Origin of the sequence: Rhodococcus indonesiensis, assembly GCF_047782815.1 — a bacterium.
In the GTDB taxonomy this organism is placed as follows: domain Bacteria; phylum Actinomycetota; class Actinomycetes; order Mycobacteriales; family Mycobacteriaceae; genus Rhodococcus; species Rhodococcus indonesiensis.
In genome coordinates, this window is sequence record NZ_CP180630.1 from 632,058 (window position 1) to 654,327 (window position 22,270).

Annotated in this window: 22 protein-coding genes; 18 read left to right on the plus strand and 4 right to left on the minus strand. The window is 69.0% G+C overall.

Features of this window, described 5'->3' with window-relative positions:
• Window positions 1-19: 19 nt before the first annotated feature.
• Entirely contained in the window at window positions 20-580 is a 561-nt protein-coding gene (locus ACM26Y_RS03025; protein WP_416062601.1) for a PaaI family thioesterase, read from the plus strand.
• A gap of 8 nt (window positions 581-588) precedes the next feature.
• On the opposite strand, the gene dinB is transcribed toward ACM26Y_RS03025, so the two are convergent.
• The 3 genes from dinB to ACM26Y_RS03040 all read right to left on the minus strand — a co-directional run bounded on the left by dinB (window position 589) and on the right by ACM26Y_RS03040 (window position 4,020).
• On the minus strand, window positions 589-1,836 hold the full coding sequence (gene dinB / locus ACM26Y_RS03030) for a DNA polymerase IV (protein ID WP_416062602.1): 1,248 nt from the start codon (window positions 1,834-1,836) through the stop codon (window positions 589-591).
• A 25-nt stretch (window positions 1,837-1,861) separates the two neighbouring features.
• Entirely contained in the window at window positions 1,862-3,274 is a 1,413-nt protein-coding gene (radA, locus tag ACM26Y_RS03035; RefSeq protein ID WP_040781902.1) for a DNA repair protein RadA, read from the minus strand.
• 107 nt (window positions 3,275-3,381) lie between these two features.
• Window positions 3,382-4,020, minus strand: a complete 639-nt coding sequence (locus ACM26Y_RS03040; RefSeq protein ID WP_003935975.1) for a lipoprotein — start codon at window positions 4,018-4,020, stop codon at window positions 3,382-3,384.
• Window positions 4,021-4,306: 286 nt separating this feature from the next.
• Here ACM26Y_RS03040 and carD point away from each other — a divergent pair, with 286 nt between their 5' ends.
• From carD to ACM26Y_RS03070, 6 genes are all read left to right on the plus strand, one after another.
• Window positions 4,307-4,795: an RNA polymerase-binding transcription factor CarD gene (gene carD, locus ACM26Y_RS03045; protein WP_003935974.1), complete on the plus strand. Its 489-nt coding sequence runs from the start codon at window positions 4,307-4,309 to the stop codon at window positions 4,793-4,795.
• A gap of 27 nt (window positions 4,796-4,822) precedes the next feature.
• Complete coding sequence (ispD, locus tag ACM26Y_RS03050) at window positions 4,823-5,515, plus strand: 2-C-methyl-D-erythritol 4-phosphate cytidylyltransferase (RefSeq protein ID WP_003935973.1); 693 nt, start codon at window positions 4,823-4,825, stop codon at window positions 5,513-5,515.
• Window positions 5,516-5,992, plus strand: a complete 477-nt coding sequence (gene ispF, locus ACM26Y_RS03055) for a 2-C-methyl-D-erythritol 2,4-cyclodiphosphate synthase (RefSeq protein WP_003935972.1) — start codon at window positions 5,516-5,518, stop codon at window positions 5,990-5,992.
• An 11-nt stretch (window positions 5,993-6,003) separates the two neighbouring features.
• A complete protein-coding gene (cysS, locus tag ACM26Y_RS03060; protein ID WP_416062603.1) occupies window positions 6,004-7,398 on the plus strand; it encodes a cysteine--tRNA ligase in 1,395 nt (464 codons plus the stop codon).
• Window positions 7,398-8,360 (plus strand): 23S rRNA (guanosine(2251)-2'-O)-methyltransferase RlmB, encoded by a 963-nt coding sequence (gene rlmB / locus ACM26Y_RS03065; RefSeq protein ID WP_416062604.1) that lies wholly within the window; start codon window positions 7,398-7,400, stop codon window positions 8,358-8,360. Before cysS ends, rlmB begins: the two co-directional genes overlap by 1 nt.
• Window positions 8,361-8,478: 118 nt before the next feature.
• Window positions 8,479-8,949, plus strand: a complete 471-nt coding sequence (locus tag ACM26Y_RS03070) for a hypothetical protein (protein ID WP_416062605.1) — start codon at window positions 8,479-8,481, stop codon at window positions 8,947-8,949.
• 12 nt (window positions 8,950-8,961) lie between these two features.
• On the opposite strand, the gene ACM26Y_RS03075 is transcribed toward ACM26Y_RS03070, so the two are convergent.
• Window positions 8,962-9,831 carry a biotin-dependent carboxyltransferase family protein gene (locus ACM26Y_RS03075; RefSeq protein WP_371384114.1) on the minus strand — a complete coding sequence of 290 codons (870 nt, stop codon included), beginning with the start codon at window positions 9,829-9,831 and terminating at the stop codon, window positions 8,962-8,964.
• A 173-nt stretch (window positions 9,832-10,004) separates the two neighbouring features.
• Between ACM26Y_RS03075 and ACM26Y_RS03080 the strand changes: the two genes are divergently transcribed.
• The 11 genes from ACM26Y_RS03080 to ACM26Y_RS03130 all read left to right on the plus strand — a co-directional run bounded on the left by ACM26Y_RS03080 (window position 10,005) and on the right by ACM26Y_RS03130 (window position 22,270).
• On the plus strand, window positions 10,005-10,685 hold the full coding sequence (locus ACM26Y_RS03080; RefSeq protein WP_003935967.1) for an SGNH/GDSL hydrolase family protein: 681 nt from the start codon (window positions 10,005-10,007) through the stop codon (window positions 10,683-10,685).
• 59 nt (window positions 10,686-10,744) lie between these two features.
• Window positions 10,745-11,395, plus strand: coding sequence for a TetR/AcrR family transcriptional regulator (locus ACM26Y_RS03085; RefSeq protein ID WP_371384113.1), 651 nt, complete (start codon window positions 10,745-10,747; stop codon window positions 11,393-11,395).
• 409 nt (window positions 11,396-11,804) lie between these two features.
• Window positions 11,805-14,051 carry an MMPL family transporter gene (locus tag ACM26Y_RS03090; protein WP_416062606.1) on the plus strand — a complete coding sequence of 749 codons (2,247 nt, stop codon included), beginning with the start codon at window positions 11,805-11,807 and terminating at the stop codon, window positions 14,049-14,051.
• A 68-nt stretch (window positions 14,052-14,119) separates the two neighbouring features.
• Entirely contained in the window at window positions 14,120-14,542 is a 423-nt protein-coding gene (locus tag ACM26Y_RS03095) for a hypothetical protein (protein WP_238586228.1), read from the plus strand.
• The gene (locus ACM26Y_RS03100) at window positions 14,523-15,653 is read left to right on the plus strand and encodes an acyl-CoA dehydrogenase family protein (protein ID WP_003935963.1); all 1,131 of its coding nucleotides are present in this window, start codon (window positions 14,523-14,525) and stop codon (window positions 15,651-15,653) included. The genes ACM26Y_RS03095 and ACM26Y_RS03100 overlap by 20 nt, the downstream gene beginning before the upstream one ends.
• Before the next feature lie 10 nt (window positions 15,654-15,663).
• Entirely contained in the window at window positions 15,664-16,704 is a 1,041-nt protein-coding gene (locus ACM26Y_RS03105; RefSeq protein WP_416062607.1) for an SDR family oxidoreductase, read from the plus strand.
• Window positions 16,701-17,942: an aspartate aminotransferase family protein gene (locus ACM26Y_RS03110; protein ID WP_416062608.1), complete on the plus strand. Its 1,242-nt coding sequence runs from the start codon at window positions 16,701-16,703 to the stop codon at window positions 17,940-17,942. Before ACM26Y_RS03105 ends, ACM26Y_RS03110 begins: the two co-directional genes overlap by 4 nt.
• A gap of 23 nt (window positions 17,943-17,965) precedes the next feature.
• Window positions 17,966-18,424 (plus strand): type II toxin-antitoxin system RatA family toxin, encoded by a 459-nt coding sequence (locus tag ACM26Y_RS03115; RefSeq protein WP_003935960.1) that lies wholly within the window; start codon window positions 17,966-17,968, stop codon window positions 18,422-18,424.
• The gene (locus tag ACM26Y_RS03120) at window positions 18,421-19,446 is read left to right on the plus strand and encodes a bifunctional lysylphosphatidylglycerol flippase/synthetase MprF (RefSeq protein ID WP_003935959.1); all 1,026 of its coding nucleotides are present in this window, start codon (window positions 18,421-18,423) and stop codon (window positions 19,444-19,446) included. Before ACM26Y_RS03115 ends, ACM26Y_RS03120 begins: the two co-directional genes overlap by 4 nt.
• 11 nt (window positions 19,447-19,457) lie before the next feature.
• Window positions 19,458-20,858: an NAD(P)/FAD-dependent oxidoreductase gene (locus ACM26Y_RS03125; protein WP_416062609.1), complete on the plus strand. Its 1,401-nt coding sequence runs from the start codon at window positions 19,458-19,460 to the stop codon at window positions 20,856-20,858.
• On the plus strand, window positions 20,855-22,270 hold the full coding sequence (locus ACM26Y_RS03130) for an NAD(P)/FAD-dependent oxidoreductase (protein ID WP_416062610.1): 1,416 nt from the start codon (window positions 20,855-20,857) through the stop codon (window positions 22,268-22,270). Before ACM26Y_RS03125 ends, ACM26Y_RS03130 begins: the two co-directional genes overlap by 4 nt.

A 22,270-nucleotide genomic window follows, 5' to 3' on the forward strand; every position in this document is an offset into this window, starting at 1 on the left:
CCGACTAGATTACTTCCCCATGAGCGGTACCTGGACCCTGCCCGACGACCTCGCCCTTCCCGAGCTCCCCGACGACCATCCCGGGGCGGGTGCACCGATTCCTGCTCATTGGAGCAGGTGCTTCGGCTGCGGTGACGACCAGCCCGCGGGAATGGCGATGCAGTTCACCTTCGGGGAGGGCCTCGAGGTCACCGGCATGCTCGACGTCGCGAACCGCTACCAGGGCGGTCCGGGCTTCATCCACGGCGGGATTCTGACCACCGCGTTCGACGAGGCGCAGGGCATGGCGTGCATGGTCCTGCGCCGGCCCGTCGTCACCGGCCACCTGCAGATCGACTTCGCCGCGCCCATCCCACTCGGATCGGTGCTGGAACTGCGCGCGCGGATCGACGGCACGGTACGCCGCAAGGTCTACACCAGCGCGGAGGCCCGCATCGTCGAGGGCCCGTTCGCCGATCCGGACGTCGTCGTCGCGACGTCGCGCGGGCTGTTCCTCACCGTCGGTGCGGAGCACTTCGACCGGGCCAAGGACTTCGTCGACGGCGTGCCCGTGTCGCCGCACGGCACCTCGTCCGTCTGACACCGGGGTCACTCCGGGAGGAGGGGCACGGCCGGGTGCGGCCGCCGGCCGAGCAACGAGGCCGAGGTGAGCGCGCGCGTACCGAACCGGCCGTGCACATCGTCGAGCACGGCGTCCAGTGCGCGACGGTCGACAGCCGGGTGACCGGCTGCCGCGCCTTCGCGGGGTGGTTCGTCGAACGGCAGCTCGAGCTGTTCGGTATCCGCGGAGTCGAGATTCGACACGGCCACCCCGATCAGGGTCAGCCCCCGGTCGGAGACCAGTGGCTGCGCGAGTCCGAGCAGTTCCCGCGCGGCACCGAGGACGACGTCGGTGCGGGCCGTGGGTGCGCGCAGCGTGTGCGATCGCGTCGCCCGGGAGTAGTCGGCGAAGCGCAGGCGCAGCACGACGGTGCGGCCGGGACGCCCGGCCGCACGCATGCGGCCGGTGACCCGTTCCACCAGCATTCGCAGGGTCGCGTCGATCATCTCGGGATCGTGTCCGCCGGCGCTGCGAGGCCGGCCGAGGGCGTGCTGGGCCCCCATGGTCCGGCGCCGACGGTGGGGCCGGACGGGTCGCGGATCGTATCCCTGCGCCAGCGCATGCAGGTGACGTCCCACCGACCTGCCGAGCAGCGCGACGAGCTCGACCTCGCTCTCCCGTGCGAGGTCGGCCACGCGATGGAGGCCGTGCGCGTGCAGCGTCGCGGCGGTCACTTTGCCGACACCCCACAACCGTTCGACCGGTAACGGACGCAGGAACTCGAGTTCCCGGTCGGGCGGCACCACCAGCAGCCCGTCGGGCTTGGCGACCCCGCTCGCGACCTTGGCGAGGAACTTGGTCCGGGCCACCCCCACCGTGATCGGCAACCCCACCTGTTCGGCGACGTCGCGCCGCAGCCGGGCGGCGATGTCCGCCGGGGTGCCGTCGATCCGCCACAGGCCGGCGACGTCGAGGAAGGCCTCGTCGACGGAGACCGCCTCGACGAGTGGCGTGGTCTGCTCGAACACCGCGAACACGGCGCGGCTGGCCTGCGTGTACGCGTGCATGCGGGGAGGAACGACGATCGCCGCGGGGCACAGGGCGCGGGCGGCACGTCCGGACATGGCCGTCGCGACGCCGAAGGCCTTCGCCTCGTAACTGGCGGCGAGAACGACGCCGCCCCCACCCACGATCACGGGACGGCCGCGCAGGCGTGGGTCGTCGCGTTGTTCGACCGAGGCGTAGAACGAGTCGAGGTCGGCGTGCAGGATGGTCGCGTGACCGGACACGAACATATGTTCGCATCCGGCTCCGACAGGGTTACAGTCCCAGCGCGGCCAGGGCCTGACCGACGTTGCCGACCTCGATCGGACCGCCGTCGGAGCCCGGGGGCCGCGACGTCCGCCGTCCCGCCTGCGCGAGTTCGTGCGGCACGATCGCGCGGCCGAAGCCGAGCCGGCTCGCCTCCGCGATGCGTCGGCCGGCTCCGGTGACGCGGCGGACCTCGCCGGCCAGGCCGACCTCGCCGAGCAGTACCGTGCCCGGCGGCAGGGGGCGTTCCCGCGCGGCCGACGCGACCGCCAGGGCCAGCGCCAGGTCCGCCGCCGGATCGGTGATGCGCATGCCGCCGACGGTCGAGGCGTAGACGTCGCACTTGCCGAGCGGCAGCCGGCATCGCCGCTCGAGCACGGCCAGCACCATCGCGACCCGCGCCGCATCCAGGCCGCTGACGGCACGCCGGGGTGCAGGGTTCTGCGTCGGCACGACCAGGGCCTGCAGTTCGCCGAGCAGGGGCCGTTTCCCGTCCATGGTGACGGTCACGGCGGTCCCGGCCACCTCCTCGGTCCGGTGGTGCAGGAACAGTCCCGACGGATCGCTGACGCCGACGATGCCGCCCTCGGTCAGTTCGAAGCAGCCCACCTCGTCGGCGGCGCCGAAGCGGTTCTTCACACCCCGCACCATGCGCAGGGTGGAGTGCTTGTCGCCCTCGAAGTGCAGAACCACGTCGACCAGGTGCTCGAGCGAGCGCGGCCCCGCCACCGCACCGTCCTTGGTGACGTGCCCGATCAGCAGCACCGGGACACCGCTGGCTTTGGCGAGCGAGGTCAGCGCGCTGGTCACCGCCCGGACCTGGGTGACGCCGCCGGACACGCCCTCGACGTCGGCGGCGAGCATCGTCTGCACGGAGTCGACGACGAGCAGGGTCGGTTTCACCTGCTCGATGTGGCCGAGGACGGTCGCCAGATCCGACTCGGCGGCGAGAAAGACACGTTCGTGCACGGACCCGGTGCGGTCGGCGCGCAGGCGCACCTGGCCCGCAGATTCCTCCCCGGTGACGTAGAGGGCCCGGTCGTCGCTGCCGCGCTGCGCCCAGCGATGGACCACCTCGAGCAGCAGTGTGGACTTGCCGACGCCGGGCTCCCCGGCGAGCAGTACCACCGAGCCGGGTACGACGCCGCCGCCGAGCACGCGGTCGAGTTCCTCGATGCCGGTGGGCTTCGCGTGGGTGGTCCTGCTGTCGACGAGGGTCAGCGGTGTGGCGGGGGTGGTCGGGAGCAGTGCAGCGGCCCCGGCGCGGGCGAGCGAGGTGCCGGGCCGCGCCGCCACCGCGGTGGGCAACGCCGGCGCCTCGTCCATCGAACCCCACGTCCCGCAGTCCGGGCAGCGGCCCACCCATTTCGCGACGGTGTGCCCGCAGTCGGTGCACCGGTAGGTCGACTTCGTCTTTGCCACCGCGCCAGCCTAGGGCCGGGGGCCGACACGACAGGGTGCCGACATGAGAACGGGGCCCGGACCGAGTGGAGTGCTCGGCCCGGGCCCCGGGAGTGTCGGGGTGCCGGTCAGTGACCCTCGCCCTCGACCGGCGACTTCTCGGAGACGTTGCGCTCGACCTCGGTGCCTGCGTCGACCGGGACCTGCACGGTGACGTCGCCGGCTTCGGCGAAGGTGAACGTGACCGGAATGGTCAGGCCCGGGCGCACGCCCTCCTTCAGGCCGGTGAGCTCGACCTGGGCGACGGACGGGGTGTCGGAGGACTCCGCGGCCTCGGCGGGACGCGGGGACTCGTCGGTTGCGGCCTCGGCGGTCGCGTCCTCGGCGAGGGTCTCACCGGTCAGGCCGGCCGAGATCGACGCCTGCGGCTCGATGCGCAGGCCGGACACGCCGGTGGTCGACGACGCGAAGTCGGTGGTGATGCGGGTCAGCTCGTCGGGGGTGGTCTCGCTCAGGTTGACCACGGTGAAGCCGAGTGCGGCCTTGCCTCCGGGTTCGAGGCTGTACTCCTCGGAGTCCGGGTAGATCACGTGCACGTTGCGCAGCGCGATGTCCCCGACTTCGGCGCTGTTGCCGTTGACCGCGGCCACCTGGGTGGCGGTCTGGCTGATCTGGCCGGCGCCGCAGGCGGACAGCGTGAGCGCCGCCCCCGCGGCCAGGGCGAGAGCGGTCGCGACTCGGCGAGTCGGCGCTTTGAGAGCAGTCACGGGTTGTCCTCCACTCGAGTAAGGCTCGCAATCCACTAGGCAGAGTAGTAGTAGAAGAGCGCCGAGTCTGCGCCGGGGGCGGAAGTCGTGGCTTTCGTCCTGCCCGGGCGCCTCGGTGAGGCCGTCGAGGGTCGCTTCGGGTGACGTGTCGAACATCACGGGATACACGGAACCGATTGGCTGTCAAGTCCTACGCGCACGCCTCTGTGCCCCTGACCTGCGCCGTTGATGGGAGCCGGATGTAAGCACGTGTTAAACTCGAAGAATCGAAAGGGGCACGGGACACATGATTTTCAAGGTCGGAGATACCGTCGTATACCCCCATCACGGTGCGGCGCTGATCGAAGCTATCGAAACTCGCACCATCAAGGGTGAGCAGAAGGAATATCTGGTTCTGAAAGTCGCTCAGGGCGACCTGACGGTTCGGGTACCTGCGGATAATGCGGAATACGTCGGGGTTCGCGACGTGGTCGGGCAAGAGGGCCTCGACAAGGTTTTCCAGGTGCTGCGCGCGCCGCACACCGAAGAGCCGACCAACTGGTCGCGGCGGTACAAGGCCAATCTGGAGAAGTTGGCCTCCGGAGACGTGAACAAGGTCGCCGAGGTCGTGCGCGACCTGTGGCGGCGGGAGCAGGACCGCGGCTTGTCCGCAGGTGAGAAGCGGATGCTGGCCAAGGCCCGGCAGATTCTCGTGGGCGAACTCGCCCTCGCGGAAGGCACGGACGACGTCAAGGCCGACAGCCTGCTCGACGAGGTGCTCGCCGCCGCTTCCTGAGCGGCCACGCGCACCGCAGAACTGCAGATGAACGATCGCAACGGGCCGGTCGTCGGAATCGTTCCGGCGGCCGGCCGTGGCGTACGCCTGGGTGAATCGCTGCCCAAGGCGTTCGTCGAACTCGACGGGCGCACGATGCTGGACCGGTCCGTCGCGGCCATGCTGACCTCGGCGGCGGTCGACCGGGTCGTCGTGGTGGTGCCGCCGGAACTGGTGGCGTCCGTCGCGGCCACGGCGCCGCCGCAGGTGCGAGTGGTGGCGGGCGGCGCAGAACGCACCGATTCGGTGCGCGCCGGACTGGCGGCCGCGGACGACGCCGCCTACGTCCTGGTGCACGACGCCGCACGGGCCCTGACTCCACCGGTGCTGTTCGCCCGGATCGTGGCGGAACTGCGCGGCGGTCGTCGCGCAGTGATCCCGGTGCTGCCGGTCGCGGACACCGTCAAGAGCGTCGACGGCGCGGGCCGGGTCACCGGCACCCCCGACCGGTCCGCTCTCCGCGCGGTGCAGACGCCGCAGGGATTCGCCGCCGACCTGTTGCGCCGAGCCAACGCCGGCGCCGGCGATGCCACGGACGATGCGGGCCTCGTCGAGCGTCTCGGCGAGAGTGTGTACACCGTTCCGGGCGAACCGCTCGCCTTCAAGATCACCACACCGCTCGATCTGGTCCTGGCCCGCGCCGTGCTCGCGGCCGGGACCCCCGTCCGACAGGAGAGATGAGTGCGCGTCGGAATCGGTACCGATGTCCATCCGGTCGAACCCGGACGGCCGTGCCGGCTGGCGGGGTTGCTGTTCGAGGATGCCGACGGATGCGCAGGCCATTCGGACGGTGACGTCGCGGCGCACGCGCTGTGCGACGCACTGCTCTCCGCGGCCGGTCTCGGTGACCTCGGTTCGGTCTTCGGTACCGGCCGACCGGAGATGCACGGCGCGAGTGGGGTGTCGATGCTCGCCGAGGTGCGGCACCTGCTCGACCTGCAGGGCTTCACGATCGGGAACGCGGCCGTCCAGGTGATCGGGAACAGGCCGAAGATCGGTCCCCGCCGCGACGAGGCGCAGCAGGTGCTGTCCGAGGTCCTCGGGGCGCCGGTGTCGGTATCCGCGACGACGACGGACGGGCTCGGGCTGACCGGGCGCGGCGAGGGTATCGCCGCCGTCGCGACGGCACTCGTATTTCCGCGCGACGACGACCGGTAGGATTGCCGGTCGTGACCTTGCGCTTGTTCGACACCGAATCGCGGGCCGTGCGGGATTTCGTTCCGCTGGTCCCCGGCCGGGCTTCGGTGTACCTCTGTGGCGCGACGGTCCAGGGCGAGCCCCACATCGGTCACGTGCGCAGCGGCGTCGCGTTCGACGTCCTGCGGCGTTGGCTCATGGCCAAGGGCCTCGATGTCGCTTTTGTGAGAAACGTCACAGACATCGACGACAAGATTCTGCGTAAGGCCGCCGAGGCAGGTCGCCCCTGGTGGGAGTGGAAGACGACGTACGAGCGGGCCTTTGCGCGCGCCTACGACCGGCTTGGAGTGCTGCCGCCGTCCGTGGAGCCGCGCGCGACGGGTCACGTCACCCAGATGGTCGAGCTGATGCAGCGCCTGATCGACGCCGGCCACGCGTACGCGGCCGACGGCAATGTGTATTTCGACGTGCTCAGCTACCCCGAGTACGGCCGGTTGTCGGGGCACCGGATCGACGACGTCCATCAGGGGGAGAGCGCGGGGAGCGGTAAGCGGGACCCGCGTGACTTCACCCTGTGGAAGGCGGCGAAGCCGGACGAGCCGTCGTGGCCGACGCCCTGGGGCCGCGGCCGCCCGGGCTGGCACCTCGAGTGCTCCGCGATGGCGGAGTACTACCTCGGGGAGTCCTTCGACATCCACTGTGGCGGCATGGACCTGGTCTTCCCGCACCACGAGAACGAGATCGCCCAGGCCAAGGCCGCCGGTGACGGGTTCGCGCGGTACTGGCTGCACAACGGCTGGGTGACGATGGGCGGCGAGAAGATGTCGAAGTCTCTCGGCAACGTGCTGTCCATCCCGAACGTCCTCGCCCGAGTGCGTCCTCAGGAGCTGCGCTACTACCTGGGCAGTGCCCACTACCGGTCCATGCTCGAATACTCCGACGCGGCTCTGCACGAGGCGGCGGCGGGGTACCGCGGACTGGAGTCGTTCGTCCTCAAGACCCGGGACCGGGCCGGTGAGATCCCGGTGGGAACGTGGACCGAGGAGTTCGCCGCCGCCCTCGACGACGATCTCGGCGTGCCGAAGGCGCTCGCCGAGATCCACGGCCGGCGCAGCGAGGGCAACAAGGCGCTCGACGCCGGCGACCTGGACACTGCGGTGCACATCGCCGGACAGGTGCGTGCCATGCTCGGGATCCTCGGGGTGGACCCGCTCGACCCGCACTGGGCCGAGGTGGCCGGCAGCGACTCGGCGGCCCTCGAAGCCCTCGAGGTGCTGGTGGCCGCAGAGCTCGAGCGCCGGCAGGCAGCGCGGGCTGCGAAGAACTGGGCGCTCGCCGACGAGGTGCGCGATCGATTGACGGCGGCGGGCATCGAGGTGACCGATACGCCCAACGGACCCGAGTGGTCCCTGAAAGCAGGGCAGTGATGGCTGGTAATTCTCAGCGACGAGGTGCGATCCGCAAGGGTGGTACCAAGAAGGGACAGGTCGTCGGCTCCGGCGGGCAGCGCCGCCGCGGGCTCGAGGGCCGTGGGGCCACCCCCAAGGCCGAGGACCGTCCGTACCATCCCGCCGCGCGGCGCGCCCGTGCTGCGGCGAAGACCGCCGACAAGCGTGGTCGCAGCACGGCCGGTCGCAAAGGCGAGGACGGCCCGGAGATGGTGCTGGGCCGCAACCCGGTGGTGGAGTGCCTCCGCGCGGACGTTCCCGCGACGGCCCTGTACGTCGCCGTGGGCGCCGAGGCGGACGAGCGACTCAAGGAGGCCGTGCAGCGGGCCGGAGACGCCGGCATCTCGATCCTGGAGGTCCCGCGCGGCGAGCTCGACCGGCTCACCGCCAACGGCATGCACCAGGGCATCGGACTGCAGGTCCCGCCGTATCGCTACGCCCACCCGGACGACCTGCTGGCCGTCGCCCACGACAACCACGAGCGGCCGCTGCTGGTGGCTCTCGACAACATCACCGACCCGCGGAACCTCGGCGCGGTGATCCGCTCGGTCGCGGCGTTCGGCGGCCACGGCGTGCTGATCCCGCAGCGTCGCAGCGCGGCCGTCTCGGCGGTGGCATGGCGAACCAGCGCGGGCGCCGCGGCCCGCCTCCCGGTCGCCCGGGCGACCAACCTGACGCGCACCCTCAAGGACTGGCAGTCCCGTGGGGTCCGGGTCGTCGGTCTGGATGCGGGGGGCGACACCACCCTCGACGATTTCGACGGCACGGACCCGGTGGTGATCGTCGTCGGCTCCGAGGGTAAGGGACTGTCCCGCCTGGTCCGGGAGACGTGCGACTCTATCCTGTCGATCCCGATGGCCGGCGACGTCGAGTCGCTCAATGCGTCCGTCGCCGCCGGTGTCGTGCTCGCGGACACCGCGCGTCAACGCCGCATGCTGTAGCTCCCTCGGCCGTGCGGGCGGTGAAGTCTTATCGGCCGCGCGACCGGTGTTCGGGGAACCGTTCCGGTTCCGACCGCGTCGAATCGGGTAGACCTGATCGACCGCGGACGGGGGACACATGGCACAACGAACCGAATTCACGGGACGGATCGCTATCGATCCGCCGCTGAACCGACACGAGATCGACTTTCTCGTCGCGTTCGCCGGACCGGCGAGCGGCCCCCACCGGTCACCGGCCGACGGGTTGCCCAGCCGGGGGCGCCCGCTGTCGTGGTGCCAGTGGGTACCCACCGCCGACGGCACCGCGCTGGTGTGGAACGGCAGCGAGTGCTTCTACTTCTACACGGAGTGGCTGGCCTACCTGATCGACACCTTCCTTTCGCGCCGGGCGCGGCTGCAGCGTGCCTCGCGTGCGACGGTTCCGTCCGGGAACTTCACGTTCGACCACGTTCTCGCCGGTACGGTCGACGTTCGCACACCGGCGGGCACGCTGCTGCGAATCACTGTGCGGGACAACCACGTCCAGGAGTGTGTCGTCGTGGAGCCGAGCCCTGCGGTCCGGCCGCCGAGAGATGTCGCGGTGTTCTGAGCTGTTCCGCAGTCACCGGACGAGGGTGGCGACGAACCGCACCCGATGCCCCGGTCCGAGCTGTGCGGCGCCGGGAAGATCGGCGGGCAGGACGACGGCGATCACCGGGTGCTCGCCGACGACCGGATGGTCGGCAAGGAACAGGATGGGGTTGCCGTCCGGGGGGACCTGCACCGAGCCCGCGACGGTCGGTTCCGGGCGATCGGTCCCGCCACGCGCGAGATGCAGTCTGCCGGGACCCTGCAAGCGGATGCCGATGCGGTCCAGCTGCGGGGTGACGGTCCATGTCTCGTGCAGCAGCGCATGCACCGAACCGGCGCTGAACTCTCCGGAGTGCCGGCCCAGATGCACGCGGAGCATCGCGGGATCCTCGATCGGGGCCGGCGGCGGGATCTGTTCCGCACCGGGCAGCTCGCCCGCCAGGGTGCCGACCGGTAGCCGGTCGCCGTCCCTGATCCGGTCGGGCCCGGTCCCGGTCAGGGTGTCGGTGGATCGGCTGCCGTGGGTCTCGGGCACGTCGATTCCACCGCGTACCGCCAGATACGAGCGCAACCCGCTCGTCGGATTGCCCAGGGCCAGCGCGGCGCCGTCGTCCAGCCTGAGCGCCGAGTAGTCGGCCTCGGGACGACCGTCGACGGTGACCGGAACGCGGGCGCCCGTCACCGCGACGACGTTCGCGCCGATGCTGCGCACCGTCAGCCCGCCGCCGGTGATCTCGAGCGTCGCCGCAGACGGGTCGTTGCCCACCAGGCGGTTCGCGGCGTCGTGCGCCGTTCGGTCGACAGCGCCCGACACGCCCAGCCCCTGGTCCTCGCGTCCCGGCCGGCCGCGGTCCTGGACGGTGGTGAACATTCCGCTGTGGACGACCTCGAGCCCCTGCATGGGGAAATTGTCCTCGCCCCACGCCTGCACCGGGCGAGTCCGGGCGATCTCGCTTCCCCCGAACGCATCCGCCCTCGGAGAGCGGTCGGCGTCGAGCCACACGCAGCCGCTTCGAGCACGACCGGAGCGCCACGTCTTGCTGATGTAATACGGTCGATCGTATGCTCAGTTGCATGACGACAGCATCGAAGCCACTCACCGAGGACACCGACCCGCACGTCCTGCCTCCGGCCCAGGCCGCCGCGCTGCTCGAGGGTGCACCGTGGAAGCGGTATGCCGTGTTCGGCGACAGCCTGTCGGTGGGTGCGGGGGATCCCACGCCCGGTTACGACAACCTCGGCTGGCCTGCTCGGGTCGAACGGGTACTTCGGATGGTCGAACCCGACCTCCGCTACCTCAACACGGCGCGCATCGGCGCCACGACGGCGCAGGCGCTGGAGGAGCAGGCCGAGCGGATCGTCGCCTTCGAACCCGATCTATTGCATGTCAACAGCGGTGCGAACGATCTCCTCCGTCGCAATCCCGACTGGGAGCAGATCGAAGACGGTCTGCGCACGATGTACACCTGGGCGGCGGGGACGGGCGCCCAGCTCAGTGTCCTGACGTTGGGCCGCGCGTTCGTCATCCCGGCCTTCCCGGACTGGACCGAGCGTGTCGCCCGCCTCAACGACATCACCCGGAAACTCGCCCGCGAGTTCGACGCCGTCCTCGCCGATTCGTGGGACCACCCCCTCAACGACCGTGAGAACCTGCTGAGTGAGGACAAGATTCACTTTGCCACCACCGGGCAGGCCGTCCTCGCGACGTTGGTCCTCGAGCAGCTTGCGGCTCGGGTGGGCACACCCCGGTCCTAGGGGCAGGGCCGGATCCGGCACGAAATCGCTGGAGAATCGGGTGACGTAACATTCCCAGCATGTCGAGCGCGACCCCCCCGTCGTCGGGAACGGGAAGTCCGCTTGTCGGTGACATCACCGACAAGCGGCTTCTCCGGGGCGCCCGAACTCGTCGCGCGGTCCTGGATCAAGCTGTCGACATCGCGTCGCTGGACGGACTCGAGGGGCTGAGCTTCGGACGCCTCGCCACCGACACCGGTCTCAGCAAGGCCGGTATCCAGAGCCTGTTCCGTACCAAGGAGGCGCTGCAGCTCGCCACCGTCGACCATGCCCGGTCGATGTTCGTCGATTTCGTCGTTCGTCCTGCCCTGTCGGCGCCCCGAGGTGTGGAGCGGATCCGGGAGCTGATCGGACGCTGGATCGTCTACGCGGAACGGCCACTGTTCGCCGGCGGCTGTTTCCAGGCAGCCAACCTGACGGAGTTCGACAGCCGACCCGGTCCGATTCGGGACAAGCTCGCGTGCAACCAGCAGGAGTGGATCGACGCACTTTCCAGCGAGCTCACGTTCGCCGTCGAGAACGGCGAAATTACCGCTCTCGATGCGGATCTCGCGGCGTTCCAGATCGACGCAGTGCTGAGATCCGCGAACACCGCCATGCGCCTCGGAGACGGAGCGGCGGGGAACAAGGTCCGGCGTGTCGTGGAAGGACTGCTGCGTCCGCCGGGGTGAACCTCCCGACAGGGCGCGAACTCGCGCGTGTGAGCCGGTGCGATCCGATGGCGGGCCTCGTGATTCGGATATCTCCGACTTCGTTGTGGGGCAACCATATGCACAGGAACGCCCAACTCGTCGGGATCCGGGTGGCCGGTCCGGACGTCGTCGAGGTTGTTCGCTGACAGGTTGACGCCGGGGGTGCCCTCGGGCATGATCATCGGCAACGGCGCCGCCGTCGGTCCGACCGGCCGAGGGGGGCGCCGGCGCATGGCTGTCGAGACAGCGGCCACACCGGGTAGGGGACCTCGGTGGCAGGTTATTGGGGGGATTCACCGTTACGGCAACACATCTGGATGTCGGTGCACAACGAGGTCGCCGACGTCCAGGTCGCCGTGCCGGTGATTGATCAGAATGGGCACAGCGCATGATCCTTGGCAGACTCGCCGAATTGGCATGGCGTCTACCTCGCACCGTGGTCGGGGTGGCGATGTTGTTCCTCGTCGTCGCAGGTGTCTGTGCAGCGCCGGCCGCAACCCGGCTGCCGTCCGGTGGATACGATGTTCCGTCATCGGAATCAGCTCGGGCAGAACAGATCCTGCACGATACGTTCCGAGCGGGTGGACTGCCGCTGGTGTTCACGGTCACCGACCCTGCAGGGGCCGGCAGTGTGCGAGCGCGCGACGAATCCTCCAGGATTGTTGCGGCACTGGAAGAGTCACCACACGCGGGCGAGATCAAGTCGTACTGGACCACCCCGTCCCCTCTCGAGCAGGCCCTGCTGAGTGCGGACCGGAACACCGGGCTGGTCGTCGCACGAATCGCCGGCGACGATCGGGACGCACCGATCCGGGCGCACGAGATCGCCGCGTCCCTCGTCGGAACCCGCGACGGGGTGACCGTCACAGCCGGTGGTCAGGCCATCACGTACTACGAAGGCACACAACAGTCCCGAAGCGATCTGATCCGGCTCGAGATCATTGCGGTACCGCTGACCTTCATCGCGCTGGTGTGGGTGTTCGGCAGTCTCGTGGCGGCGCTGCTCCCGCTGCTCGTCGCGGCCGTCGCCGTCGTCGGCACCGGTGCCTGTCTCTGGGCGCTGTACGCCGTCACCGACGTCTCGGTGTTCGCGGTGAACCTGGCGACGGGCCTGTGTCTGGCTCTCGCGGTCGACTACACGCTGTTCATCGTCAACCGATTCCGTGAGGAACGGGATGCGGGGACCGACGCACACGCGGCGCTGGTGCGCACCATGCTCACGGCCGGTCGAACCGTGTTCTATTCGGCACTGACCATGGCGGTGACCCTGGCGACGTTGCTGATCTTCGAACCGTATCTGCTTCGCTCCCTGGCATATGCCGGTCTTGCGAGTGTCGGATTCGCGATGGCAGGTGCGCTGTGCGTCGCGCCGGCGCTGATCGTTCTCGCAGGAGATCGGATCGACGCGCTCGATGTGCGAAAGCCGCTGCGCCGCTGGATTCGTCGCGAAGCCGTGCCGATCCGTGCCGTCGAGGATTCGTTCTGGTACCGCACGTCGGCGGCGGTGATGCGACGACCGGTCGTCGTCCTGGCGACGCTCACGATCGTGCTGCTGACCCTCGCGTGGCCGTTCCAGGGTGTGCAGTTGGCGTATCCCGACGACCGGGCGCTGCCGGAGTCGACGACTTCGCGCCAGACGGGCGACATTCTGCGCGCCGATTTCGCCCAGGACTTCGCCGGCTCGACGTCGATCGTTCTGACCGGTGCAGTAACGACCGTGCAGCAGGTCGCGGACTACGCGAGGGAACTGTCGACGATCGACGGTGTCCTGTCGGTCAGCAGTCCCGGCGGGGTGTATGCGAAGGGCATGCAGATCAGCCCACTCCGAGTCGATTCGGCAATCTCCGGTGACAGCGCGTACGTCACGGTCTCGACCGCGATGGACCCGTACTCGCAGGAGGGCAAAGAGCAGCTCGAACAGTTGCGCGATGTCCGGTCGCCGGCACCCACGCTCTTCGGCGGCCTCGCGCAGCGTGACCTCGACAACGTGCACGGCATCACAGACCGGGCGCCCATCGCAGTCGCGTTGATCGCACTCGCGACGTTCGTGCTCATGTTCCTGATGACCGGCAGCGTGGTGCTTCCAGTGAAAGCGCTGGTCACCAACGCCCTCTCGCTCACAGCCGGATTCGGTGCCATGGTGTGGATCTTCCAGGACGGCAACCTCGGGGGTCTGGGTACCACCGCGACCGGACATGTCACGGCGTTCGTTCCACCTCTGCTCGCTGCCATCGCTTATGCGCTCTCGATGGACTACGAGGTCTTCGTGTTGTCGCGCATCCGCGAGGAATGGCTGGCGACCGGGGACAACCAGCGGTCGGTGTGTGTCGGCCTGGCGCGGACAGGTCGCATCGTCACGGCCGCCGCGGCCGTCATGACGGTGGTCTTCCTCGCGATCACCGCCGGGGAGGTTTCGTTCATGCGCGGACTCGGCCTCGGATTGACCATCTGCGTACTGGTGGACGCGTTCGTGGTGCGCACGTTCCTCGTCCCGGCCGTCATGGCACTGACGGGCCGGTACAACTGGTGGGCTCCCGCGCCGCTGGCCCGATGGCACGCCGGACGCGGACTCCGCGAAGGTGATGCGGTCCCGATCCCAGAACTACGAAAAGAGCAGTCGCTGTGGACAACCTGAACAGATTCGAAACCGAGGCCACGCACGCGGTCGCGCGGGCCGAGTGGTTTCTCGCACTGGTGGTCGTCGTGGTGCTGGCCGTCGCCCATCTCGACGAGATCGACTGGGTGGCGTTCGTCGCGCTCTTTCTGATCATCGACATCATCGGCTACATTCCAGGCGCGATCGCGTACCGGCGCAGCGCGGATCACGCGGTTGCGAAGGGCTACTATGTCGCCTACAACGTGATGCACAGCTTCCTCACGGCAGCCGCAATTGCGGCGGTATGGTCGCTGATCTTCGGTCCGGAATGGGCGCTTCTCGCACTGCCGATCCATCTGTGCGGGGACCGAGCTCTGTTCGGAAACACCATGAAGCCGTTCGGAATCTCGTTCGAACCGGTGAAGCATCCGGAGTTCGATGCCTTCGACCGTGCCTACCACCGCGTCGGTGTCCGCTCCGACGATTCCACGAACCACAGGGGGTTTCGACGTGCGCTTCCTCGCGCGTGAACGTGCCGTACTCGAGCAGTTCCTGCCGGGACTCGACGACGCGCTGGCCGGTGTCCCGCTCGCGGACCTCGAGGGCAGTTCGGCCCTCGGTATCCCGCTGCTGCGTGATGCCGGCGGAGCCGGACTCGTGATTCCGGTCGAATACAAGGGCAAGGGCGCGAATGCTCTCGATGCCGTCAGGATCCAGCGGGCACTGGGCTCACGGTCGCCGTCCCTCGCCGTGGCGAGCACCATGCACCACTTCTCCGTGTCCAGCCTCGTGCTGCTCGCCGAGGCCGGGGGGAAGGAGTGGCTCGTCCTCGAAGCGATCTCCGCGAAGAACATGCTGGTCGCGTCCGGATTCGCGGAGGGCCGCCCCGACGGCCACATCCTCGCCCCGACCATGGACGCCACGGTGACGGCCGACGGGGTCCGGGTCAGCGGCACGAAACGACCGTGCAGCCTGGCGCGGTCCATGGACCTGCTCACCGCCAGTCTCCGGCTGCCCTCCCCGGACGGTCGCGGGGACCGGCTGGCCGTTGCACTCATTCCCGCCGACGACCCGGGTGTGACGGTCGCGCCGTTCTGGTCCAGCTTCGCTCTCGCCGGCGCCGAGAGCGACCAGGTGACGATCGACGACGTCCTGGTGCCTGCGGATCTGGTGGTACTCACGGAGGTGACCGAGGACGGGCGGCTCGACGCCGTCCAGACCGCGGGTTTCGTGTGGTTCGAGCTGCTCATGGCCGCCTCGTACCTGGGTGCGGCCAGTGCGCTGGTCGAGCGTGTGCTGTCGGTGGAACGATGCGCCGACGGCGAGCGGATGCAGCTCGTCTCGCGCACCGAGAGCGCGCACGCGGCGATCGAGAACATCGCCCGGCAGGTCCCGCACGCGCAGACGGACGCGGGGCTCCTGGCCGACACCCTGTTGGTGCGGTACGCGGTACAGGACACGATCGCGTCGGTGGTACCCAGAGCGGTCGAACTGCTCGGTGGCATGAATTTCATGACGTCGGACGACGTCGGATACCTCGCTGGGGCCGTCAACGGCCTCGGCTTCCACCCGCCGTCGCGCACGCGAATGGCGGGACCGCTGACGCGCTATTTCGCGGGCAGCCCCCTCGAGATCGCATGAGGAGCGAACAATGACGTGGCGTAGAAAGACACTGTTGTTGACCGGCGGCTCGGGCGTCGTCGGACGGGCACTGATCGACGAGCTTTCGCACGACTTCGACGTGGTCTGCATGCGCAATCGCAACCCGGTCGACGACGTCCGGGTCAGCGAGTTCGCCGGGTCCTTCGCCGAACCGCGGCTCGGCCTGTCCGCCGGCGACTATGCCGTCCTGTCCCGCCGGGTGGATGTGATCGTGCACGCGGCGGCGGAAACCAGTTGGCGGGAGGACCCGCGACGGATTCGTGAGGTCAATCTCGGCGGCCCGACGGCATTGCTGGAGCTGGCGACGCAGGCATCGGCGCCGCTGTACTTCTTCAGTACCGCCTTCGTTGCGGATCCGCCTTCCGCACAGGGGCATTCGCCGGGAGCCGCGGCCTATGTGCAGTCCAAGATCGAAGCCGAAGCGCTCGTCCGATCTCACCCCGTGCCGAGTGTGATCGTGCGGCCGTCGATCGTCATCGGTGATTCGGCGGACGGGCGGATGGCGGCGTTCCAGGGCCTGCATGCGGTGCTGGGAGCGATCGTGCGGGGCGCCGCACCGATGATCCCGATGCCGGCGAGCGCTCTCATCGACTTCGTACCGCAGGACCTGGTTGCGTCCGTCATCGGCCGGCTCGTACGCCAGGAGGTCACCTCCGGCGAGTACTGGCTCACAGCCGGCGACCAAGCCTTGTGCGCACGGCAGATCATGGACCTGTGCATGGGCCTGGCGGGTGACCTGGGTCTGTCGACGCGGGAACCGCGTCTCATCCCTACCGAAGCCGTGGACCGCCTGATCCTTCCGCTGCTGGAGGATTCGCTTCCGGCCCCGCTCCAGGCGAAGTTCCGCGATCTGCTCGAGTTCGCCTGGCTCTTCCAGAGCACCGACCCGCTGCCGAACTCGCTGCCGGAACTGGGCTTCGCCGCGCAGATCACCACGGAGGAGCTCAGGAAGACGGCCTACCTGTCGATGCGCTACTGGGCGCAGGTGAAGGGGCTCGCGGCCGGTGACGACGACGGGCGGGCAGCGTGACCGCCTCGGGTGTCCGGACCGGGATCGAGGATCTCTGCCGTGCTCACCAGGGCAGTGGCCGGGCCGCTCTCGGCCGTCTGCTCGGTGGCATGGAGGAGATCGCGTCGGAGGGCGCCTGGGTCGTCGTCGCGGACGGTCGGCGCTTCCTGAACTTCGGCGGCCACGGGGTGTATCTGCTCGGGCACCGGCATCCGGAGGTGACGGCAGCGGTGCACCGGCAGATCGACACGCATCCGATGTCGACGCGTGTCTTCTTCGAACCCACGGGCGTGCACGCGGCGGCTGCCCTGTCCTCCGTCACGCCTGCGGGACTGGACCTCGTGCACTTCGTCAACTCGGGCGCCGAGGCCACCGAGGCGGCGTTGAAGCTGGCCCGGGCGCATGGCAAGACCGAGATCGTCACGACCGTCAACGGCTTCCACGGCAAGACCCTGGGGGCACTGAGCGTCACCGCCCGCCCGGTCTTCCAGAGGCCGTTCGAACCGCTGCTGCCGGGGGTGACCGCCGTGCGGTACGGGGACGCCGCCGAACTCGATGCCGCGCTCGCCCGGGTCGCCGGCCGGGGCGTCCTCATCGTCGAGCCGGTACAGGGCGAGGGTGGTGTGATCGTCCCTCCTTCCGGCTATCTCGCGGCCGCGGCCGATCTGTGCCGACAGCACGACGCGCTGTTGATCGTCGACGAGATCCAGACCGGTCTGGGTCGCTTGGGCACGTGGTGGGGTATCGACGACGCTCGGATCGTTCCGGACATCATGCTCGTCGGCAAGGGACTGTCGGGCGGTGTCGTCCCGATCTCCGCGATGGTCGCCACAGCAGAGACATACCAACCGTTCGCCAAGGACCCGTACCTGCATTCCTCGACCTTCGCGGCCTCGCCGATCGCGTGTGCGGCAGCCTCGGCGGCGATCCGTGTCATGCGCGACGACGACATCGTCGGCAAGGCGGCGGATCTGGGCCGGCGCCTGGTCCACGCGGTCGGGAACGTCGTGGCGGCTCACTCCTCGGCGCACCGCATCGAGGTCCGCGGCCGGGGACTGCTGATCGGCATCGAGTTCGACGATCCTCGATCGGTCGGGGACCTGTACCTGAACCTCGTCGATCGCGGCGTTCTGGTCAACCACTCCCTGAATTCGCCGACCGTGCTACGTCTCACCCCACCGGCCGTCCTTTCCGACGGTGAACTGGACTTCTTCCTGACCGCGTTCACCGACGCGCTGTCCGCTGCCTTTCTCGCCTGAGCCCTACAGCAAGGAGAACCCCCATGCGCAGTGTCACCATGTCGTTCGTCCTACCCGGAATCGACCCGGGCGCCGCCTTCGACCGGATCGGCGACTTCGAGAGCTACCCCCGGCTGACCGAAGCGGTGGTCGCGGTCGAGGTGGCCCCGGGGGACGTCGGCGAAGTCCGGTCCAGCTGGACCGTCAAGTTCCGCAAGGGGCTGCTGCGCTGGACCGAGCACGATGTGCTCGACCGGGAGGCCGGAACAATCGAGTTCACGCAACTCGAAGGGGACTTCGAGGTGTTCGACGGAACCTGGCGCATCGGCCGGACGGAAGACGGCGCGTCGGTGGTCTTCGACGCACGGTTCGACCTGGGCATTCCGTCACTGGCCGACATTCTGGACCCGGTCGCCGAGGGAGCGCTACGCGAGAACATCGCCCTCATCCTGTCCGGGTTGTTCGGCGAGATACGACAGCCGGCGCTGGCGGTCGACGCGTGACCACCACCCAGGACGCTGCGCAGCACCTCGCGCGGCGAGATGCGCTCGCCGTGCTGCGGGACTGCGCCCGCAGCTCGTCCGCGTTCCTCGCACTCAACGAGGGCAACCGGTACTTCACGGTGCCGGGTCGCACCGGGTTCGTCGCCTACCGGCCGATCGGCCGACGATACTGGATCCAGTTCACCGGTGCCGTCACCCCCGAGCACGATCGATCCGCCGTCGACGGTGCCTTCGCCGAAGCGGCGAAGCGCGCCGGGAAACGGGTCGTGGCCGTACAACTGGAGCGGTCCGATGCCGAGCGCGCAGCCGCGAACGGATGGGTGGTCAATCAGTTCGGATCCTCGTACAGCATCGACCTCTCCGCATTCAGCCTGCGCGGCCGGAAGTTCGTCAAGACCCGCAACATGATCACCCGTTCGCGCCGTGAGGGGGTGACCGTGCGCGAGGCGACGCCGGAGCAGCTGACCGACCCCGCATTCACCACCCAACTGGACCGGCTCGATGCCGCGTGGTTGCGGAACAAGGGGCGTCATGTCAAGGGACTCAGGCTGATGGTCGGGGAGCGCGGCGGCGAGGTCCAGGATCAACGCCGGCTCTTCGTCGCCGAAGCCGCCGGCCGGATCGTCGCGTACATCTCCTACTCGCCTGTGTTCGGTGAGAAGGCCGGCTGGCTCTACGACCTGACGCGGCGATCCCCGGACGCGCCACCCGGCGTTGTCGAGCACACCTTCGCCGAGGCGGCACAGGTGCTGCGCGAGGACAATGCGCCCTGGCTGCACCTGGGGCTCACACCGTTCGTCGGCATCGACCCGGACGCTGCTCTTCCGGGTGCGTCCCGCATGCTGACCACCGCAACAGGACTGATCGCGAAGCACGGTTCGGCCGTCTATCCGGCCGCGAGTCAGCTGGCCTTCAAGCTCAAATGGCGTCCCACCCTGGTGACGCCGGAGTACATCGCATGTCCCGGTCGTGTTCGCCTGCGAGATCTCTGGAGTCTCGCCCGGGCGACGAATTCGCTCTGAAAGGAGGAACAATGGTCGATGCGACCCGGTGCCTGGACACGGCACCGATCTGGAAGCAACTGGCGGATTACGTCCCCGATGCACCACGACTTCGCGGGTCGGCCGGGGCCGACCTCGTGGTCGTCGGCGCCGGACTCGCCGGACTCACCGCGGCCTACTACGCGGCCAGGGAACGGCCCGAACTGAAGATCACCGTCCTGGAGGCCGGCCGGATCGGATCGGGGGCGACGGGCGCCAGCACCGGCATCGTCGGTCCCGGTCTGAAGATCCCGCTCGCGTCGCTGAGGAGGAGGTACGGCGATACCACGGCGCGCGCCGCCTTCGGCGCCTCGCAGCACGGGGTGAACCTGCTGCGCGAGCTCATCCGGACCGAGCAGATCGACTGTGATGCGCGAGAGGAACCGCACACGCTCGCGGCGCTCACGCCGCGTCAGCGCGAGCGGATGGCGGCCCACCTGATGCACCTCGAACAACTCGGCTTCGGCGTCGAGTGGCTCGGTCCGCAGGACCTCGTCGAGCGGGCGGGACCGGGATACGTGGCCGGATTCTCGTACGAGAACGTGCTGCTCGTGGATCCGTACCGCCTGCTGCTCGGCCTGGCCGACGCACTACGCCGCCGCGGTGTCGAGATCCACGAGCACAGTCGTGTCGTCGACATGCAGCCGGCACGAGGGGGCGCAACCAAGCTCTACACTGCGTCGGCCGACATCACCGCGGACCGTGTCCTGTTGGCCGTGGACGGGTACGCGCAGAAGCTCAATCCCTTCCCGAACTCGGTGGTGACGATCCGAGCTCATGTACTGGCCACCGAGCCGCTGAACTCCGAACAGCGCGCTGCGCTCGGCTGGAACGGTCGTGGCGGAATCATCGACCAGCGAAACTATTTCAACTACTACCGAATGACCGCCGACCACCGGCTGGTATTCGGCGGGGGACCGGTCGTCGTACCGACCGGCGATCCCGTCCCCGACGCCCGCACCGCGGATGCGGTACAGCAGAGACTCCGTCGCGAGATCGGTGAGAGATTCCCGATTCTGAAGGATGTTCCGGTGGTGGCGAGATGGACTGCGTTGGCCGGGAGTACCGAGGACCGGCTGCCGGTCGTCGCTCCGGTGCCCGGACGGCCCGGTGTCCTCTATGCGGGCGCCTGGTGTGGTCACGGTCTGTCCCTCGCCGTGGATTCCGCCTGGCGTTTCGGGCGGATGGTGGGCGGCAGTGCGGCCGACAGCACACTGCCGTGGACCCGCCTGCGGGGCCTGGCGCTGCCGAAGCCCGCCCTCGAGGCCGGCACGAGGGCATACCTGAGGATGCTCGACCTCGCCGATCGGCACGACCTGCGGACCGGATCGCCGAAGTCCCGGGAGGACGTGTCCGGGCGCGTCGCTCCGGCCGAGGAAGGAGTCTTCTCATGAGTGCGAAGATCGATTCGACCGTCCTGGCGCCGCCGACGGACGACATCCCGCCCGGTGCCGCGACGCAGGATCCCGGGCCGCCGAGCGGTGCGGGCGCCCGCGAGAGCGCGAGTATCTCGAGCCCGACCGGTGAACCGTGCGTCGAGACCGCCGACATCGTGATCGTCGGCGCCCGGATCGCAGGGTGTGCACTCGCCGTCCGCTTCGCGGAGGCGGGAAAGCGCGTGGCGCTGCTCGATCGTGGTGAACGGGAAACGGATGTGCTCTCCACTCACTACCTGCAGGACCTGCGGCTGTGGGACGAGCTGGGCGTGCTGCGTGAGTTACACGAGTTCGGTTCGCCGCCACTGCATTCCACTCGAACGGTCATGGACGGAGTGGATATGTCCGTGCATCACCCGCAGTGGCCGCGGATGTGTGTGCGACGTTCGGGTCTCGACGAGCTCCTGCGCCGCAGAGTCGAAGCCGTCGGGGTGCCGGTGCGCACCGGCGTGACGGTGCGACGGCTGCTGAAGGAGCACAACGGACGGGTGCGGGGGGTGCTGGCGACGAGAGCGGACGGCAGCGAGATCCGGATCCTGGCACCACTGGTCGTGGGTGCGGACGGCAGGAACTCGACGGTTGCGAAGCTCGCGGGTTCCGCCAAGTACGCGGTCACCACCAACGATCGCGATGCCGTCTGGCGGTACTACCGGAATCTGCCGGTGCCGCCCGAGTTCCAGCTGGTTCGCGACGGCCGCGATATCTATTTCATGGTCCCGTGCGACGACGGCCTGACCCTGGTCGTCGCCCAACCGCCTCGCGACGATCCCCGCGACTACCGGAACAGGGAGGTGTTCGAGGAGAACGCGCAGCGCATCATCCCCACGTTGCGCGGTCTCATGGCCGCCGCGGAACAGGTCGGTGACGTCCGCCAGGTACGTCGGATGGACGGCTACTTCCGGGAGGCGGCGGGTCCGGGCTGGGTGCTGATCGGCGACTCCGGGCACTTCAAGGACGTCATCACCGGCCAGGGGATCTCCGACGCCCTGCGGCAGGTACGGATGTTCACCCGCACGGTGCTGCCGGAATGGGGGAGCCCGCGCACCATCGACCGCGCTACCCGACGGTGGTGGAAGGAACGCGACGCCGAGGCGCGTCCGATGTACTACTTCTCCCGGTCGATCGGACTGGGTCTTCCGACCAACTCGGTGGACATCGAACTGTTCCGCTACATCAGTGCGTCCCGCCGGCGCCGGGACAACCTCACGCTCATGCTGAGGCACGAGTACAACCCACGCAGGCTGATGGGTCTGCCCGCGGCGGTGTCCATGGTCCGTGCCGCGAGTCGGCCGCACAATTCGGTGGTCTCCGTCGTCGACGATGCAAGGGCATCGCTGTACCGGCAGTTCGGCCGGAAGCAGGCGAGGTGA